15 protein-coding genes are annotated in these 18974 nt (G+C 55.9%); 4 read left to right on the top strand and 11 right to left on the bottom strand.

The annotated features are described in order from the left end of the window. The 9 genes from ROO76_04000 to ROO76_03960 form a co-directional block, all read right to left on the bottom strand. The coding region (locus ROO76_04000; protein ID MDT8067308.1) for a CpaF family protein at positions 1-986 on the bottom strand (986 nt) is incomplete at its 3' end. Positions 987-1071: 85 nt separating this feature from the next. After that, positions 1072-2283, bottom strand: coding sequence for an AAA family ATPase (locus ROO76_03995; GenBank protein ID MDT8067307.1), 1212 nt, complete (start codon positions 2281-2283; stop codon positions 1072-1074). A gap of 28 nt (positions 2284-2311) precedes the next feature. Continuing rightward, positions 2312-3739: a type II and III secretion system protein family protein gene (locus ROO76_03990; GenBank protein MDT8067306.1), complete on the bottom strand. Its 1428-nt coding sequence runs from the start codon at positions 3737-3739 to the stop codon at positions 2312-2314. A gap of 26 nt (positions 3740-3765) precedes the next feature. Continuing rightward, positions 3766-4584, bottom strand: a complete 819-nt coding sequence (gene cpaB / locus ROO76_03985; protein ID MDT8067305.1) for a Flp pilus assembly protein CpaB — start codon at positions 4582-4584, stop codon at positions 3766-3768. Positions 4585-4593: 9 nt separating this feature from the next. After that, entirely contained in the window at positions 4594-5124 is a 531-nt protein-coding gene (locus ROO76_03980; protein MDT8067304.1) for an A24 family peptidase, read from the bottom strand. Positions 5125-5218: 94 nt separating this feature from the next. Further along, the gene (locus tag ROO76_03975; GenBank protein MDT8067303.1) at positions 5219-5455 is read right to left on the bottom strand and encodes a Flp family type IVb pilin; all 237 of its coding nucleotides are present in this window, start codon (positions 5453-5455) and stop codon (positions 5219-5221) included. A 56-nt stretch (positions 5456-5511) separates the two neighbouring features. Then, on the bottom strand, positions 5512-5697 hold the full coding sequence (locus tag ROO76_03970; GenBank protein ID MDT8067302.1) for a Flp family type IVb pilin: 186 nt from the start codon (positions 5695-5697) through the stop codon (positions 5512-5514). Between the two features lie 315 nt (positions 5698-6012). Then, positions 6013-6474: a hypothetical protein gene (locus ROO76_03965; GenBank protein MDT8067301.1), complete on the bottom strand. Its 462-nt coding sequence runs from the start codon at positions 6472-6474 to the stop codon at positions 6013-6015. Between the two features lie 185 nt (positions 6475-6659). Continuing rightward, a complete protein-coding gene (locus ROO76_03960) occupies positions 6660-7808 on the bottom strand; it encodes a glycosyltransferase family 87 protein (protein MDT8067300.1) in 1149 nt (382 codons plus the stop codon). A 178-nt stretch (positions 7809-7986) separates the two neighbouring features. On the opposite strand from ROO76_03960, the gene ROO76_03955 reads away from it, so the two are divergent. The 4 genes from ROO76_03955 (at position 7987) to ROO76_03940 (ending at position 14962) form a co-directional block, all read left to right on the top strand. Further along, entirely contained in the window at positions 7987-9288 is a 1302-nt protein-coding gene (locus ROO76_03955; GenBank protein MDT8067299.1) for a hypothetical protein, read from the top strand. A gap of 157 nt (positions 9289-9445) precedes the next feature. Further along, positions 9446-10900 (top strand): glycosyltransferase family 39 protein, encoded by a 1455-nt coding sequence (locus ROO76_03950; GenBank protein ID MDT8067298.1) that lies wholly within the window; start codon positions 9446-9448, stop codon positions 10898-10900. A gap of 410 nt (positions 10901-11310) precedes the next feature. Further along, positions 11311-13452, top strand: a complete 2142-nt coding sequence (locus ROO76_03945; GenBank protein MDT8067297.1) for a methyltransferase domain-containing protein — start codon at positions 11311-11313, stop codon at positions 13450-13452. A 202-nt stretch (positions 13453-13654) separates the two neighbouring features. Beyond that, positions 13655-14962: a glycosyltransferase family 87 protein gene (locus tag ROO76_03940; protein MDT8067296.1), complete on the top strand. Its 1308-nt coding sequence runs from the start codon at positions 13655-13657 to the stop codon at positions 14960-14962. Between the two features lie 127 nt (positions 14963-15089). Here ROO76_03940 and ROO76_03935 read toward each other — a convergent pair whose 3' ends face one another. Together ROO76_03935 and hemG are read right to left on the bottom strand one after the other, a co-directional pair. Further along, positions 15090-17417, bottom strand: coding sequence for a hypothetical protein (locus ROO76_03935; GenBank protein ID MDT8067295.1), 2328 nt, complete (start codon positions 17415-17417; stop codon positions 15090-15092). Positions 17418-17548: 131 nt separating this feature from the next. Beyond that, a partial coding sequence (gene hemG, locus ROO76_03930) for a protoporphyrinogen oxidase (protein ID MDT8067294.1) occupies positions 17549-18974 on the bottom strand: 1426 nt, incomplete at its 5' end.

The raw sequence follows: 18974 nt of genomic DNA, 5'->3' as shown, positions 1-18974 counted from the left end.
GGGAGGTTGAGGTTCGCCATGAGCGCCATCGTTTCCATACGGGAAATGGCGTCGCGGGGGCTGTTGGCGTGGACCGTAGTAATCGATCCATCATGGCCCGTATTCATTGCCTGCAACATGTCCAGCGCTTCTTCGCCGCGGACTTCGCCGACGATGATGCGATCCGGGCGCATACGCAAAGAGTTGATAACGAGTTCACGCTGGCGCACGGCGCCTTTGCCTTCGACGTTCGGCGGACGGCATTCCAGCCGGACACAATGTTCCTGCTTCAACTGCAATTCGGCGGAGTCTTCAATCGTGACGATGCGTTCCTTATCCGAGATGAAACTGGACAGCACGTTTAGAAAAGTCGTTTTGCCGGCGCCGGTTCCACCGGAGATCACGATGTTGATGCGCGCCTTCACGGCACCCCGCAACAACTCCAGCATCTGCGGGGTCAGGGTTTTGTTCGCGATCAGGTCTTCGGCTTCTAGCGGAACCGTTCCGAAACGGCGGATCGAAAGCACCGGACCGTCGATCGCGAGAGGCGGAATGATCACGTTTACGCGGGAGCCATCAGGCAGTCGGGCATCCACCATCGGCGAAGACTCGTCAACACGACGACCGACGCCGGTGACGATCTTGTCGATAATGTGCATCAGGTGCTGATCGTCTTTGAAGCTGACGTTTGTGCGCTCTAAAAGTCCGCTGCGCTCCACGTACACATCGCGACAGGAATTTACCAGGATGTCATTGATGGTCCTGTCCTGCAGAAGGGGCTCCAGGGGCCCGAGTCCAAATACCTCGTCCAGAACCTCGCGGGACAACCGGTCGCGTTCGACAGCGCTCAGCGGAACGTTGAGCGTTCCAACCAACTCCTGGATTAGTCCCAATATCTGCGTGCGGGCACGCGAATCCTGGAGGTACATCAATTTCTCCAGGTCGATCTTGTTCAGTAGATCGCGGTGCAGCGACGACTTGAGTTCCTGATAGGCCTGCGGAGCCATGTCCCGCGCTACCCCAAGAGACTCTCGTCCGGTACCACCCACTACGGACATTTCCCGTCCAGTTGCCATCGAACTCCCCCGTACTTCAAATTCCTAGAATGCCGAAGCGCTTCTTCACGGGAGCCTTCGCCGTTGCCGCGCTGCCGGAGGACAACGACTGCGCCCAGTTGCGAATACTCGTTACGAGATCCGAGCCACCATCCGGAAGCAGCGGCCGGCCCGTGTTGATCGCTTCAATCAGTTCATTGTAGTCGTTTGGTATCGCAATATTTACCGATCGCTTAATCGCCTTTTCGACCTGCTGTCGGGAAATGGCGTTGCGCTTCGAGTCGCGGTTAATCACGACATCGATTTTGTCCTCCGGACAGTTAAATCGTCCCAGATGATCGAGGTATCGCGCCAGATTACGGACGGAGGGGACCTCGGGGGTAGTGATCAGGCAAACCTTGTCGGATTTGTCGACACACGAGACATTGAATCGGGTTAGGCCGGGCGCGCAATCTATAACAATGATTTCATACATCCCGCGCAGTGTCTCCAACGCGCTATCAATCGACGCACCGGCAGTTAGCTTCATCGTGTCGAATGCGTCCGGCGAGCTGAGCACCTGCAATCCACTCTCATGCCGGAGCACAAAACCCTGGAGCAGCTCTTCGTCGAGTCGGTGTACGTTCGCAACTAGTTCATAGAAGTGGTACTGATGGTGCTGCTGTCCCATTCCAAGGTAAACCGAGACATCGCCGAGATCGGGGTGCTGATCGATAAGCAGCGTGCGGCCACCGTTCATGCGCGCGGCAAAGGTCGCCAAATGGACCGCGAGCGCGGTCACTCCGACACCGCCCTTCACGCCAAGAAGCGTAACCATCGTCGCCTTGCGCGTCGGCGTAACCTGTTCGCGCCGCAGTCGTTCAAATTCTCCCATCGCCTGCTTGAAACGGCCTTCGTCAAGAGGCTTAACAAGATACTCCGAACAGCCGCTGCGCATAGCGCTGATAATCTGTTCAGGTTCAGACTTCGATGACGCCGCGAAGACAACAGACGCGGGCAGCACGTCTCGGATCTGGTGGACCGTCCGCCGAGCGCGATCCGTATTCGCGTCAAAATCGACCACAAAGATATCCGGAGGGGTCCTGCGGAGATTCTCTAGCAAGATCAGATCATTGGCGTCGGCGGCGTAATGATGTATGGGCGCGAGGAGCGAATACGACGCTCCATTCGCCAACTGACCGAGCCGATCCAGCGTCTCCGGATCGAGTGAAATGGTTGCAATTTGAAACTTCCGCTGATTGCCAGCCACCAGGAGGCTCCTTCGCCTGTAGTTCTGTTTATTGTTTGTTCTGCTGCCCGTTATTTCCCGGTTTGTGCCCGGTTACCGCGTCATCGTACTTCGGAACGTCAAGATTGCTAAACGGACCCTTCGGGGTCGCGGGAACTTCAACAGGACCATGAATGGGATCTACGATCACGGGCGTTACGATGACGACCAATTCCGTATTGCTCTTACTTATATTCCGCGACTTGAATAACGTCCCGAGTATCGGAATGTCGCCTATTCCCGGAATCTTACTCATCTGGACGGTTGTCCGGTTGTCCAGCAGGCCCGCGATACCGAAACTCTGACCATCCTTTAGTTCCACGTCGGTTTCGGCGCGCCGAGTTGAGATGGCTGGAACGACGAAGCCCTGAAACGTGAGGGAGTTTGCGTAATCCAGTGTGCTCACTTCTGGAGCCACCTTGAGTCGGACCGTGTTGTCCGGGTTCACCGTTCCCGTAAAGTCCAGTTTCACGCCATAAGGACGAAACTGGATCGTCACAGCCAACGCACCGCCTTGCGTTCCGGTACCTTGTACGACTGGATATGGGAATTCTCCACCCGCTATGAAGCTCGCCTTCTCTCCGCTTCTAGCCAGTAGATTTGGCTCCGCCAATATTTGAAGAATATTCTTGGCCTCTAGAGCCTTGATCGTCGCGCCAAGGTTAATGTCTGGCCGATACACGAAGAGGTTCAGCAGATCGCTGAATGTAGTCTGGATTTGATTCTGATTGGTGCCCCCTGTCATTGTGATGGCCGGCGGACCAAACTGCTGCGTCGTCACACTGCCGATCGTATTAGCGGCCCCGAGGCTAAAGATATTCAGCCCTAGCTGCTGCGCCTTCGACCGATCTACTTCGGCGAATCGCACCTTCAGCATGATTTCTTTCGCATGCGGCGGCGGTGGAATGATCAACGAGTTCACCACCGACTGCGAATACGTGGATGCTAACTTGACTGCTCCTTCCGAAACAGCAGTGGTACTGGCCTTACCACTCAGAATCACGCGACCCTGATCCGCTTCGACGCGGATGTCCTCGTTCGGGTATGCCTCCTGCAGAGCTTCACGCAGAGCAGCAACATCCACATTGGCATTGATATCGAGAATTCTCGCCCTGCCCGTTTCATCCCAAAGGACCAGGCTGGCTGTGCCCGGAACTTTGGCGGTGATAACCAGTTGCGTGGGACTGACCGTAGTCGTTTCGACTACTGCAGGATTGCTGACCAGAATCCGCTTCAGCCTCGCCTGAGTGTTCACAATAACGGAACGCCCCGCCAGTATGTGCAATGTTTGGGCCTCGGCCGAAGCTGTAGCCGAAGTCTGGGTTGACTCTGCGACAGGAGCTTGCGTAGCTCCCGCCGCAGGCTGCTGCTGTCCTAATGCTTGCAAACCCAGCACGATCACCAGAGAGAGTGCAAACCAGAACCGCAAAGCTGTCACGTTTCGCATCGTCAAGCGACCTTTCGCTATCTTGGCTCTTCGAATTTTTCAGTCGACTTCGTCGTTCCACTGATCGTTTCCACTACATAGAAATTCTTGGGCTTCACCTGCTTCGCCACACGAACTGGCGGCTTTGGTCTCGGCTTCCCGGTCATCAGTTCCGCAACTCCAATCCCCGGAGTCGTTGTGCTCGTCGTATCCACACCGTTTCGCAGCGCGAACTGGATGCTGCCTTGGCTCGTAGCCAGCACCAATTTCTCCGAATCCACGGGATTCAACAGCAGCGTCACCACGTTCACTGTTTCAGGTTTTCCCTGGGGATCCGGCTCAATCTTCTGGCCCGCCGACAATACCTCGACGTTCTGCAGAACCGTCTGCGTAATCGGGTTCTGTTCGTCCGGCGGCCTGTAAGTCACCAGCACATCGACATGCGACCCCGGATACAGGAATCCCGCAACTCCCACGACGGCATTGGATGAGACAGAAACAGCTCGCATCCCTTCTGGAATTCGAACCGTCAGCCCAAGCCCGGAACCCGGCTGCGCAAGCACACTCTCCAGGATCGGCTGGTTCGCTGCGACCGGCTGTATCAGCGGACGCCCGACCACGTCTTCGATCTTCGTGTACGAACCCTGCAGCGCAAGATTTGCGGGCCAGTCGATCAGGACGACGTTGTCCGCCGAAAGCTGCGTGCCGCCCCGAAGAACGTCCTTTGCCGCGACTATCTTCGTTGTCTTCGGCTGTGCGTCGCGCTGCTTCCGGACCTTGGAGTAGAAAAGAAACGTCGCGCCTGCGGAAACAACCAGCGCAATCACCAACGCAATTGCTATTCGACGGTTATCCATAAATTTCCCCTACCCAACTTTGTTCACGAATACGAAGTTCACGAACACGAACAGTGTACCCGCGAAAATCGCAACACCGTAGGCGAAACGTGCCGCCTCCGGGTTGTCCAGGTTCAGCGACGGATGCGCGCTCGCCCCTACCGCGGCATGGAACCGGACCAGGTCCCATACATTGCCAAATGTGCGCCGCAACCGGCGCTTGTACAGCGCCACCGCCACCGCAAGCACACCGCCGGCGACGGCCGAATACAGCGCGATTTCGAGAGTCTTCGACGGCCCAGCAAACGCGCCCACGGCGGCCATCAATTTCACGTCGCCTGCGCCCATTGTCTTCAGAAGGTAAAGGAAGAAGAAAATTCCGCCGCCGATCAGGAAACCCAAAACTCCCCAAATCAGCCCTTTCGGCCCTTCCACGAATAGATGGGCAAGAATGCCCAAGCAAATAGCGGGATAGGTCACGACGTTTGGGATGCGATATGTCCGAACATCCCAGATCGCTCCAATACAGGCAACCAGTAGCGCTCCCGCTAATAGATACATTTAAAACCCAAAAGTCAGAATCATGCACCGAATAATGGAGGGATTTCACAATCCTCCGCCCATCTTGTGCTCTGCGATTACGTAATATAGGCATTCACCCTATATAGGCATTCACCCTGCTGCCGATCTTCGAGAATGCGACATTGATCGAACTCGCCAAGCTACTCATCCCGGCGATCGCAGCGAACGCAATCAACGCGGCAACCAAAGCGTATTCGATCAAGTCCTGGGCGGATTCATCTTTGTGTAAACCACGAAGCACTTTCAACATGCGGCTCATGAACAACCCCTCCGAAATAGTGCTCGCGAGAATCGCTTTCTCTACGAGCATCTTCAATCCAATTTTGTAGGAGGAGGACCTCGCGGCCCCCCTCACAGGCCATACGGTTACGTGATGTTGGCACTCACTTTGCTGCCAATCTTCGAGAACGCAACATTAAGCGAACTCGCCAGGCTACTCATTCCGGCGATCGCAGCAAACGCAATCAACGCGGCAATCAAAGCGTATTCGATCAAGTCCTGACCGGACTCATCTTTGTGTAAACCACGAAGCACTTCCATCATGCGGCTCATTGAGAGATTCTCCTCCTTGCGTAGTTAGGGTACGGCTTCCAAATTTGGGAACCCTTGGAAATTGGGCTGTTCTCGGGGGGAGAGCTGTTCAGGCATGTTGGCGTGAACCGCGCCGTAAGTCAATTAGAAAATTGCTGTAACTCTAAATTTCGGGGAAATCAAAAGTAACTGGAAGGTAATTCCGGTGCGTTACTTTCGGTTCTTCGGTGGTTTCCGGGTGGGGTAGCTACATTTTGCGGATGGCGGATTGCCGCTTGCCGGTTGCCCCATCCAAGCCCTGTTTTGGATTGGGTGGGGTAGTTGGGTTTGTACGGATTAGGATTCTTGATTCCTTCCACCTAAATCTCTCACCGACTCAAGGATTCTCGCACCATCCGTGCCCGGAATCGGGATCAGGTTCGATCCTGCAAGCACCAGATTCATCAGCGCAACCCACTGCAGCACAAGGTCACCATCCCTCAACCAGAAGTACAGGACCAGATTCGCCAGCGGCCCCGACGCCGCGATCAGCAGCTCATTTCTCGCCCGGGGTGATCGCTGTCGCCGAAGATAGGCGCCCTTCAGGCACATCCCGATCGCCTTTACTCGCACGCCAAGTGCTTGAGCCATCGCAAGATGCCCCAACTCGTGTAATAGCAGTGACGCGATAATTAGCCCCCCACCGCTCAGACCACCGACGCTGCCCAGTTTGACGGCAGACAGGATAGCTAAACCCGCCGCCAGCACCAGCGCACCCTCTGTCCCCTCCAACCTCAGATCACCGACTTCTACCGTCAAGAGCCCCACCTACCTGTGCCGCTCCGCCGCATGACTTCGGGCCTCAATCCTGAAAGGGCTTCGAGGAAATAGCCCGCGCGTCACTGCGGGGGAACGAACTCCGGAGCGCACTCGAGTCGCTTCAGCGACGACAGATGGTAGGACGAATCTATTAACCCCGGGGTTGGTCCGATAGAGAAAACCGGTCAGGAACTGCTGCGGGCCACCGCGAAGCGTGCGGTGGGCCTGGTTGCATACAGATACCACCCGACCCACGCTGTGCTGGTCCAGATGTAAGCACCCGACATAATCGAGACCTGCGCGAATAGCAGCACAAACGCGATCCCATTCAAGATGAAGAAGACCGTAATCGTTGCCTTGTTCGGTCGTCCGTCCCCGCCAGTGAAGTAGATGGCGGCCACAACTGCCGGCAGCAGGACAACCTCGTCAACCAATAAACTATAAGGCGCCGCCCAAACCGATACCAGGACGAGCATAAGTCCTTCGCGATTCCATTCCCAGTGGCCCCTGTGTCGCTGGTAGTACCAAACCGCCCAAACCGACGCGATTGCGATCGGCACAAACTGGACCCAGAAAGCCTGTCGAGCGATCATCATCCTCAACAGCCCCGGCAATGAGGGGATAAACTCTTCCCCGATTTGGGAAACCCGGCTCCGAATGAAATATTGGGACAATACCGAATGGTCGTAAGCCAGTGGAACAGAGATGGCGAGGATGAACCCGGTCAGGATCCCATAAATCCGGCGATAGCTTCTTGTAGCCACAGTCTCAATTAGCATCACCAGGAAGAACAGAACGAACAGGTGCGGCTTGATCAGCATGATGGAAGCAGCTAATCCTGCGGCAAATGGCCGGTCGTTTCTCCAGTACAAAAACAGCACCAGCCCCAGACAGGCAAACGGGGAGGTTTGCGCAAGCGTAACGCATGCCAAAACCGGGGCGAACCAATAGGCAAGTAAATGGTCCTGCGAATCCGGATTCCCATTGACAACTTTGAGCAGGCGCACCGCCACCACAATCGATGCCACAATCGCCAGTATCCATCCCAGCACGCCGACGTACGCACTGACGTACCCAAGCGGCACGACTAGCGGTAGCGCCCAAGGCGGATTACGCATAATCAAGGGTACTGCCAGCCGATAGCCGGACTCCCGCTCCAGAGCTAGCACCCCCGAATCCGAATAAGGATTCTGGTGATGAACCAGCAGTTGACCCGCAGTCCAGTACGCAATGAAGTCCCGGTTATACGGCGCTCCCGACTCGCTTCGGAGACCCACCCCAAGTAGAACAATGCTGCCTACTACCAACGACACCGCGAGTATGCGCTTCAACACCGATCTGATCCGATGATCCGACCTGGAATTCACAATCGCAGTATCACCACAAACTGACGCGAAACGCAATCATGTTTGCTCTTGCGTCGTACCCGGCTGCACGGGCCAATTCCACTCATCCACCACATTCTTTGGCAATCGAGTCCGGCTTCCGGTATCTTTGATCCACCTCACTACCTTGAAACTTTCTCTCATATTGCGCAGGTACGATCTTCTCCTGGTTGTTGTCCTCGTTTTCTTCGCAACGCTCTTCAGCCTTCGTCCAGACTCCGTCGCCCGGAATGTCCAGGGTCAGAAGAGCCAGCCCAATCTCCAACACTCCGGCTTCGAAGCGCTCGAAGTCGCCGAGCATTTGTCACGCGAGGGTAAGTTTTCCAGCCCGTTTCAAGCCCTCGAAACTGGACCCTCGGCCCACCTCGCCCCCGGTTTCCCGTTCGTCGTCGCCTCCATTTTCAGAGTATTTGGCGATGGCCCTCTGGGCGCCTCGGTACTTGCCTGGCTGACAGCCCTTGTATTTGCCCTGCAATTGGCACTCTTACCCTATCTCGCAATTCGGCTCGGACTCCCGCCCATCGCCGGCCTCCTCGCTGCGCTTGTTTTCCTCACCGGCGACTTCGCCTCTCCCCTATGGGAAGTCAATTACGTCGGCCTCATGCTGATCCTGCTTGCCCTGAGTAGCTTGAAGGACAAAGGCGCGCCCGTAGGCAATCGACAGATTTGGGCCATGAGCCTTCTCTGGGGACTCCTCCTCCTGTTTACCCCCGTCGTCATAATCATTTTGCCGTTTTGGCTGTTGTGGATTCGCTCCTACCGGCGAATCTCAACCCGCGCCCTTATCGCCCTCGCCCTCATTCCCATATTCATGGTGACTCCGTGGCTCGTTCGAAACTACGCGGTGTTCCACAAGTTCGTTTTCATTCGTGGCAATCTCGGACTCGAGTTGGCGACGGCCAACAATTCCTGCGCAAGCTACTCCTTGCACACGAACCTGGCCGATGGATGCTACGCCAGGAATCATCCAACCCAAAGCCTTGAGCAGGCACAACGCGTCCGCGCGCTCGGCGAAATCGAGTACAACCACCAGAGACTCCAGGAATTCCTTACCTGGCTTCGCCGCAACCCAGTCCGATTCGCAACTTTATCCGCGGAACGCTTTGCCGCCTTTTGGTTCCCCTGGGATCCCGGCCAGTCCCTGACAAGCATCCCCCCCGGACTCATCATGACCTGGATACTCACGGCTTTGAGCTTCGGAGGACTTTGGAAGCTCTGGAATACAAACCGGCCGGCCTGTACTTACCTCCTGATGTGGCTCGTCCTGTTTCCCGTCAGCTATTACTTCATCGTCGCCTTCGAACCACGCCACAGGGTACCCATTCTCTGGGCAACTTTTATACCGGGCTGGTACTACGCGCTCGAACTCCTCGGCGGCAACTGGGACTCCTTCCTCAACCCCCGTATGCGTGAACAAAACGCTAGATAGTTGGGCACTCAGGCCCGGTAGAGTTCAATCGTCCGAACTGAGGGACGATTGATCAGAGTGGTTCCTAGCGGAGGATTCGTGCTAACGTGACTTTCACCTCACCTCTATGCCGGTTCCTACTGCTGCAAAACCACGCCTCGCAGGCCGTTCGCGTCATTTGAAGAATGCAACCGACGCACTTTACATGCCGGCGGTTGCTGTTTCGATCCTCGTCTGGTTCACCTCAATTGCCGCTCCCTTATGGTTAGATGAAACCGCCACGTATTGGCAGATTAGCGCTGGGGCGGCGCAGGTTTGGGCGAGGCGGGGGGTGTTATTTCCCGCGTACAACTACATTCTTTGGGCTTGGTCGCAGGTTTTCGGCATCGCTGAGGTTACACTCAGGATTCCTTCGATCTTGGCAATGTTGGGAGCCGCACTAGTAATCTTCCGAATAGCACGGTTCTTCTTTGATCACGATGCTGCGCTCTTTGCGACGATCAGTTTCTGCCTCAACCCGATCGTTGTTAACGCGGCCAGCGACGCAAGACCATATGCATTCGCAGTGCTGGACCTCTCGCTTTGTGTTCTTGTGTTGCTGCAATGGACACGTACAAACCAGCTTCGCTATGCCGTGTGGCTGGGGGTTTTCATTGCCGGACTCTTCTACTTCCACTACCTGTTTGTACTGATGACACTGCCATTGGCGGTTCTGCTGGCTATCACCGCGAAGCCGAGCGACGCCAATCTATTTAGGAAACAGTTATCTATCGCAGGGGTCGTTCTTATTTTACTAACGATTCCAGTCCTGCCAGCAATCGTCGACCTATTTCACGCGGGTGGACAAATCGGGCAAATCGTCTTCGCGCCGAAGCCCCGCGTATTCCAAATCGCTTACGTCCTTAATGGTCTTCCATTCCTGAGCTTTGTGTCTCTGTTTCTTATAATCGCGGCGGGTGGACATGTCGCGGTGAACGAAGACAAATCCCTCTTTTCAACCGGGACAATTTGTCTGATGTTATGTGCCATTCCTCTGGGGATCCTTTTTGCGGTCAGTAGATGGACGAGCCTGAACGTCTTTGTGTACCGTTACACTCTGATGGCTGTGCCGGGCGTTGCGCTGTGCTGTGGTTACCTGTTCAACAGAATCGATTCGAAAATCTTCCGCTTGCTTGCCTGTCTTTTATTTCTGTTCGCGGGCATTTCACCCTACAAGTTCACAACGCATGCTCCGCACTTCTACAGTTGGAAGGAGGCCCTGGGTGTAGCCGATGCAACTGCCCACCGGGACGGTGCTCCGTTGTTGATCTGTAGTGATTTTGCCGAATCCAACTTCAGACGAATGCCGCAGGATCCATACCACGACCCCGCGTTTGCTCCCTTAAGCTATTACCATGTTTCGTCGCGAGTAGTTCCCTTACCCAGATCAGTCACTTCGGAAACGAAGCGTCAAGTAGACTCATTCCTGCAAACTAGTGTTCCTGAGCGACGACGATTTCTACTGCTGACCTATATCGGTTCGAAGGGCACAATCCGCTGGGTTGCTGAGCACACATCCGGTTCCTACTCGAGTAGGCCAATTGGGGTTTTCGATGATGTAACCGTTACTGAGTTCATTCTGAAGGACAATTAGAATATTAGGGACAAGTATTCGAGCCGTGGCGGTCTGACTGGCTGAGCAGCTAGCACCCGGAACAGAGACGAGGTTTCACGGAGCCGTGAATAGGCGAATACCCGAATTGGATGGCCTTCGAGGAGTAGCGATCATTCTCGTCGTCATCTTTCACTACACTTTCGACAATTTCGATTTTCGGACCCCGGTCGCGCAGATACTCAGACGGTTCATTGGAATTGGTTGGTGCGGAGTTGACTTGTTCTTTGTCTTGTCAATAGGGAGACGCAGACGAGCAGGAGAACAGAACTAACGATGTAATAAACTAGACAATTGCCACAGAAAATGTGACTCTCCTCAGAACTGGTTTGGTAGCTCTCCCCCGTCGAACTGGCCCAGAAAGAAATCTCATGATTTTGTGAGAGGTGAAGATGGGTTCGACCCAGCTTGAAACACCTTCCGCAGGCGCCTCACTTGCGAGTTCCTCCGCCCACCGCGCTGAACTCGGCCGGCGGTTGTTTCTGGCCAGTTTCTTGGCCCTCTATTTCGAGCTCCTGGTCATTCGCTATCTTTCGACCGAAATCAGGACTTTCGCGTACCTGAAGAATCTTCCTTTAATCGCCACTTTCCTCGGAATCGGGATGGGAATGATTCTCGGTAGTCGTACCGAGCGCCTCAGGCGTCCTTTCGCGGGTCTGGCCACGTTCTTCTTCCTGATGATCTGGATCTGCACGCAGACGGGCAGAAATCACTTTGGGCTGCCAAACAATGACTACGGCATCTGGAACAACTACTTCGAGGGCGGTGTTATGGGCACCGTTTCGTACTTTGTATTCGTCGGGGCCTTCCTCTATCTCGTCGTACGCTTCTTTGTACCTTTAGGTGGGATGGTCGGTCAGTACATGGCCGAAGAGCCTCGCCCACTTCGCGCATACGCGATCAATCTCTTCGGAAGCTTCGCGGGAATCGCGCTGTTCACACTTGTTTCGTTCCTGGGTAGCCCGCCGTGGGTCTGGTTAATGATCGGTTTTCTTCTCCTGTTACCCCTGCTACCGAAGTCTTATGTTGCGATGGGATTACTGACATTTACGGTAGTCCTCACCGCCACTTCGTTCCGACCGCACGTAAAGGAGTATTGGTCGCCGTATTACCACATTCTGCTGACTCCCGGTGAAGTTCCGTCCGGCGACACCGCACCGGCATATGACATACTCAGCGTTAACTACGATTACCATCAGAAGATTCTGAATCTGTCGAAAGACTTCCTCGCCCGCCATCCCGACCTGGAACCGAACCGAAGCGCCACAGCAAGTTACGATTTGCCCTTCAAACTGGCACCACGATCAAAGGACGTACTGATTGTTGGAGCAGGAACTGGCAACGATGTGGCTGCCGCCCTGAGAAACGGAGCCGACCACGTCGACGCGGTTGAAATCGATCCTATAATTCTTAAGCTGGGCAAGCGCTTCCACCCGGAGCACCCATACGACTCGCCGCGGGTTACGGCACACGTCAACGACGCACGGGCATTTTTCAAGCAAACGCGTCACAAGTACGATCTGATCCTCTTTGGCTATCTTGATTCGCACACGATGTTCAGCAGTTTCTCGAGCTTGCGACTGGACAACTACGTGTACACGAAGGAGAGCTTCGAGGAAGCACGGGCTCTTTTAAAGCCAGGCGGCTCGCTCATTCTCGCTTTCGCCAGTGGCGAATCGAACGTAACGCTAAGGATTTTTCGGACTTTGGAAGCGGCGTTCGGCACAAAACCGCGCGCCTATGACACGGGCTACGATAGCTCCGGCGTCGTTTTTGTAGAGGGAGCCGCCCAGGAATCCAACGTCGCCGGTTATCGAGAGATTACGAAGTGGGCCGACCAGTGGAACTTTGGCATCGCGAGTGATTCCTGGCCGTTTCTCTACTTGCCGAAACATCGCATTCCATGGCCAGTCTGGTCGGTTCTCGTGCTGGTTCTGATCGCGAGCTTTATTGCCGTGAGAAAGCTGGTTTCGATGCAGGGCGGCGTGACGGGGATGAACGTTCATTTCTTCCTTCTCGGTGCGGGATTCTTGCTGCTCGAAACGAAGGGCGTAACAGAGTTGTCGCTTCTGTTTGGTTCGACTTGGGCCGTAAATTCGGTCGTCATCGCCGCCTTTTTATGTATGGCGCTGTTAAGTAACCTCCTGGTCATGAAATGGCGTATCCTCGTCCCAGTTGCCTATGCCGCTTTGATCCTGACAGCGATGTTGACCACCATCTTTCCATACGCAGAACTGAATTCGCTCTCGCTTGGGATACGCATGCTTGTCGCAGGAGCGATCACCGCGGTCCCAGTCTTCTTTTCCGGAATCGTGTTCTCTCGCAGCCTGAGCGAGTCCACAAATGCAAATCAGGCTCTTGGCGTGAATCTCATCGGCGCAATTTTTGGTGGGGCGCTCGAAAGCACAGTTATGATCGGCGGAACCGGCATTCTTGGGCCAATCGCAATCCTGCTGTATATCGGCTCCGCTGTACCGCTCGTAATCACGAAGTCACACAACGCCGCCGTGACGAGCGCCGTAGGAACACACTAACCCTATCTAGTCGCTTTCTTTGACGATCACAATACTGGCTCAATTATTAGTGTACAAGCGTCGGTTCGTCCACGCGGTCGGTGTGAATGTGTAAGCCCTCTCGTCTTTTGATCGATGGAAATGGGTTGGGGTTTCGCCTTACCGACTCCCCGATGTCAACACATTGCAGTTATGATGGCGCCAAGGACCTCAGGAGCCACTCGTGCCAACCGATCTGCAAGCACCTGTTCCCCAGCAATCGTCGGTCGCCGCGTCTGCCCCGAACGCTGGCGGTTCGAAATGGCTCGCTGCCATTCTCCTGGTACTGATCTTTTGCCCTCTCTGGCACATCCACATCTTCAATCGGCGAATACCCCCTACCTACTCTGACCTCGTCCAGCGCTGGGTAGGGGCTCGCGCTGCTCTCGCGGGTAAAGATCCGTACTCCACCGAAGTTTTGCGCGACATCCTCGCCGCCGAATACGACCACTACCCGCCTCGCCCCCACGACCAAGGCGTCGCCCGGCAAGGCTTCCTCTATCCTGCGCACATCGTGCTGCTCCTCGCCCCGATCGCGCATTTCTCATGGGAGGCCGCGCGCACTGTCTTTCTCGCAACCTCTTTGGCCCTTCTGCTCCTCAGCGTTTTGATGTATCTGCGCACCTTTCACCCCAGCATCACTCGCACCCAAATCACCATCATTACCGTTCTCGCCATCATCAACTGGCCCGTCGTCTGGGGAGCCCGTTTCCAACAACCAACCCTTCTGGTCGCCGCCCTCATCTTCCTCGCCTGCGTCTGCTTGCGGCGCAACTGGCCAATACTCGCTGCAATCCTGCTCGCCATCGCTACGGTTAAGCCGCAAATCGCCGCACCGATCATCGCCTGGCTCATCCTCTGGTCTCTATTCCACCGAGCCTGGCGCTTCTTCGCCGCGTTCGCGATCACGCTCAGTCTTCTCCTGCTCGAGACCGAACGTATCGTCCCAGGCTGGTTCGGCAACTGGCGAGCCTCTCTCCAGGGATACCGCCAGGTCACCGACACTGACCTCCCGCTTCAGAATTTCCTCGGACACTGGGCCGGACTCATCCTTACCCTGTTTCTCGTGGCTGCTGGCATATTCGCGTTGTGGCGCTCGCGTAAGTCCGATATCTCTTCAAGCAACTGGTCGGTCTCGTTAAGTCTGGTACTGGCACTGACCGTGGTCCTCATCCCCACGCATTTCACACTGGTCTACAACCACATCCTGCTATTCCCAGCTTGTGTGACTTTGATCCTGGCCTCGCCCGCCGATCCCTATTCCAAGTTCGCGCGCCAGATCGCACTCGCGCTCCTCGGCACCATGTTCGCGCTTCCTGTAATCTCCGTCTCCATCGAAACATTGTGGAAGCCCTATCCCGTTGTGGACGGCCTGCCCTTCCTGACGAACTCCATTCTGCCTCCAGCAGTCGCTCTTGCCGTGCTCTGCCAGATGCTGCGGAAAGGCACACTCGTCCCCTCGGTCCGCAGAGCTGAAGGTGATTTCGCCTGAACCCGGAACGGAAGTTGCAGACACGCTGTATGGTGCGTGCGAGATGGCGACCTCGACATCCGTCCAAAATGCCAGGAGTGTCCCCTGTTCGATTCACGTTCTGCAATCGACGCGTCAGGCAGGCGCACTAGCGGAGCACAGCGAACAGACTGCTGTAATCATCTGTCCACACCGGGAACCCCGGTTTCACGTTGAGTGGGACCATATCGCTTGAGAGTGGACCAGGAAATTTTCCGACGAGTACCCATACGCTTCGGCCATTTTCCGGATCCATGGAATCGACCAGCCAGGCTTCTCTGCCGACGCTCGCCGCGAGTGCCGCCACAACCGGACTCAAGTCCAGAGACCTGTTGCTGATGTGAAACGCGAGAATGCCGGTTGCCGAGTTCAGGTGGCGGAGATAAACGGCGAGAGCCTCCCTGGTCAGGAGGTGAACGGGGATGTTGTCTCCGCTGAACGCATCGATTGCCAGGACGTCGAAGTCGCCCGGCTGCTTTTGCGCAAGTTCGCGCTCGAGCGACACGCGGGCGTCGCCCATGACCACGCTCACATGACCGTGGCAATCATGAAGGTACGTGAATAGTCTTTCCGGCCCCGAATACGCCAGACGGACGACGTCGGGATTAATCTCGTAGAAGCGAATTGAATCATCCCGGCGCGCATAAGCGGCGATGGTACCGACACCGAGACCTATCACCCCAATTCGCAACGGCTTTGCCGGGCTTGCATTAATCCTGTCGCGGAGCACCAGGCCGATGCCGCTCTGCGGCCCGTAATACCCGGTCGGCAACATTCGTTGCGAGGCGTCCGCATACTGAAAGCCGTGCAGCGTGCGTCCATGCCTCAGGAAAAGAGCTGGCGACGCAACGTTCAAACTCTTCATCACCGAGAGTACGCCGTAGAAATTGCGCGAAACCGCCACCGCACCGTGGAGATAGCCGATTGCCGGGAAGAACAGGATCGCGCCGAGAAGGACCAGGGTGAATGCCGCGGAAAAAAGTGCCGCTCGCAGCTTAGTCGCTGGAGATAAGGTTGCTTTGCTGGAGAGGAGGAATCCGAGCAGAATGACAATCGCAACGATTCCGATTACCAGTCCGACCTTGCTCGTTTTCAAAGCGGCCCAGAGGGGCCCCGCAAATACGGTCAAGGCGCAGAAAGCAAGCAGCAGCGGTTTCGGCAGATATATCCACGACGACGTGTCCAGAAGCGACAAGGCACAAAGCAGGGCCCAACATAACCATAGCCCCAGGTGAAATTCCCAATAACCTTCGAAAATAAGTGGGGAAATCAACGTAACACAAACAGCGCCAAATGCCGCTCCGGCCGCCAGATTTAGATAGAACCCGGTCAGGTATTTTGTTGATGGTTTCGCCCGTACCAACTCGCCATGACATACCAGGCACCCGGCAAACAGCGCAAAAGAGTAAATCAGGATCTGGACTGGCACACTTATCCCTCGCTCATACAGGGCAACGCTTATCACGACTGTGGCGGTAGCCAAAACCGATACCCAAAGTCCCCGCGAAATGTGCCTTTCGACTCCGAAACAGAGGACAAACGAAAGCAGGTATAACGAGAGCGGCAGCACCCACAGAAAAGGCACCACAGCAACTTCCTGGCAGATCTGATTCGTCGTCGCCAGGAAGAGAATTGAGCCACAACATGACAGCAGGAGCCAAACGAGTTTGCGTCTCCAGCTTGGCTTATGCTCTGTGTCGGCTGACTGCGAGGGGCGGAAGACCGGATACTGCGCCGCAATACATGCGACCGTAACTGCGCCACAGCCAAACAGCAGGAAACTCACTGACCACCAAACGGCTTGTGTTCTCAGGGTAGAGTGTGGCTCGAAAAGTACTGGATATGTCAGCAGTGCGATCACCGAACCTGCATTTGACAGAGCGTACAACTTGTAAGGCAGGCCGTTATTCATTCGTCCCCACCAGGCCTGGAGAAGAGGTCCTGTGGTTGAGAGCAGAAAGAACGGCAACGCGACGCTCAGGAGTAAGACTACGAAGATGTGCCAGATCGGAAACAGGCTATCGGGCGGCCGCAGTCGTTGGTCGGGTAGAAGTGGTACGTGCCAGGCAGACCCTTGCCAAACAAGGAGTCCGAACGCCGAAGCGGTTACCAGGCCGTGCACCACCATCTGCACGCGCGGCGATGCGTACGACTCAAGGATGAATGCGTATCCGTAGCCGAGCAGCAGCAAGATCTGGAACACCAGCATGCACGTGGTGAACACCGCCGGAGTTCCGCCAAACCAGGGCAGAATGTACTTGGCTATTACAAGCTCAACCTGAAACAGTAGAAATGCGCTGAGAAATACAACCAGGTAAACCAGGACACTCGTCGGAACGGAAGGTTTCCTGAGAGCCGTCGCTTCCCCAAATAGTGTTTCGCGCTTCGAGTCCTGCACTTCGATGTTCACAGCCCAGTCGCCGCCCGTTTGAGCCATCCAGCAAAAGCATCGTGGATGGACTGAAGCGTCGATTGTACCCTCTCCAGGCAATCCTCATCCTGAGGAACCACACTCCACGGACGGCTTTGTTGCGGGGGTAACCCACGATTGGGCAGGTCGCTGCTCCGCTAGCTTGAGATTAGGCCTGGCTGTTGGTCGAGTTGAGGCGCAACTGCCACCGCTGCCTCTTTCCCCATCCGAACGCAGTCTGGCACTCCGATCCCGTGGAACGCGTTCCCGCCGATCGCGAGGTTAGGAATCTTCCGAACCGTCTGTTCGATGCGTGCCACCCGCGCCATGTGACCGGGCGTGTACTGTGCCATAGCTCCACGCCATCGATAGATCCGAACGAAGCGAGGTTCCGCTTTAAGTCCCAAGACCTCTCTGAGCTCGCGCAAAACCGTTGAGGTTATCACTTCTTCGCTCAGTTCGACTGTCGCAGCTTCCTTCGCTCCGCCAAGGAAGCACCTCAGCAGACCTTTATCTGCGGGAGCGCGGTAGGAGAATTTGTTGTGGACGAAGGTGCAGGCGCGCATGCGCCGGTTTTCCGTGCGCGGAACGAGGAAGCCGAATCCGGGCGGCAGCTTCGCGAGATCCTTCATTGCATAACCCAAAACGCAAGTCGCCGACGAACTGTATTGCGTAGCAGCGAGATCCTCTCCGAGTTGAGCGTCCGTCGGTGCAAGAAGTTTCCCGGCGACGTTCGCCGGCGTCGCAAAGATGAGGGCGTCAAACTGCTCCTCACCCTGATCGCTCTCGATCTTCCACCGGCATTCCGTCCTCGAAACCGCGTCGACGCGAACGCCAGTCCGGATCCACTCGCGTGTCAGTCGCCCGACGACGGTATCCACCAATTCCTGCATTCCATTTCTGAGCGATGTGAACAGCGGTCGTGGCGGCGCATTCTTCGCCATCTCGCGCATACGTTTTCGCGCCGCTAGCATTGCGCGGCTCAACGAACCGTACTTCTCTTCCATCTCGACGAAGCGCGGAAGGACGGCCCTTGCGCTTAGCGAAGCCGAGTCTCCGCCGTAGACCCCGGCGAGCAGCGGGTCCGCGAGGCGATCAACGACTTCCTGCCCGAAGTGCCGCTCGACCATTTCCGCGACGGTCTCGTCCTTCTCCATCGGTCGCGGGGGATGGAACAGCTCCCGTGCCATTCGAATCTTTGTTCCCCACGAGAACAGGGGCGAGAATGCCGTCGGCAGTATCTTCGTTGGCACCATGAACATCAGGCCATCCGGCATCTCGATCAGCCGATTGTTTACGACGATGTAGGTTCTGCGGAGGTGGTCGTTCGAGCCGATCAGGTCGCCATCAATCCCGAGTTCTTTGCAGAGCACTGCTGCGGCGGGTTTCTCGGACAGGAACGAATCTGGCCCAGCCTCTACCAGGCAGTCGTCGACCCGTTCCGAGTAGAGCGACCCACCGAGCCGCGAAGAAGCTTCGAACAGCCGGTACTCCAGCTCTTTGCCGGCAATGCGCTCCTTCTCGAGGTAGAACGCCGCCGAGAGGCCGGTGATACCGCCGCCGATGATGGCAATCTTCTTCATC

It is taken from the genome of Terriglobia bacterium (assembly GCA_032252755.1).
Classification (GTDB): Bacteria; Acidobacteriota; Terriglobia; order Terriglobales; family Acidobacteriaceae; genus JAVUPY01.
Note: the sequence above shows the minus strand (reverse complement) of the source record. Positions and strands in the feature narration are given on the sequence as shown.

Bases quoted from the DNA above. Each gene is read 5' to 3' on its own strand.
- cpaB (MDT8067305.1), bottom strand. From the start codon at position 4,584: ATGGATAACCGTCGAATAGCAATTGCGTTGGTGATTGCGCTGGTTGTT.
- ROO76_03980 (MDT8067304.1), bottom strand. From the start codon at position 5,124: ATGTATCTATTAGCGGGAGCGCTACTGGTTGCCTGTATTGGAGCGATC.
- ROO76_03975 (MDT8067303.1), bottom strand. From the start codon at position 5,455: ATGCTCGTAGAGAAAGCGATTCTCGCGAGCACTATTTCGGAGGGGTTG.
- ROO76_03970 (MDT8067302.1), bottom strand. From the start codon at position 5,697: ATGAGCCGCATGATGGAAGTGCTTCGTGGTTTACACAAAGATGAGTCC.
- ROO76_03945 (MDT8067297.1), top strand. From the start codon at position 11,311: ATGGGTTCGACCCAGCTTGAAACACCTTCCGCAGGCGCCTCACTTGCG.
- ROO76_03935 (MDT8067295.1), bottom strand. From the start codon at position 17,417: ATGGCTCAAACGGGCGGCGACTGGGCTGTGAACATCGAAGTGCAGGAC.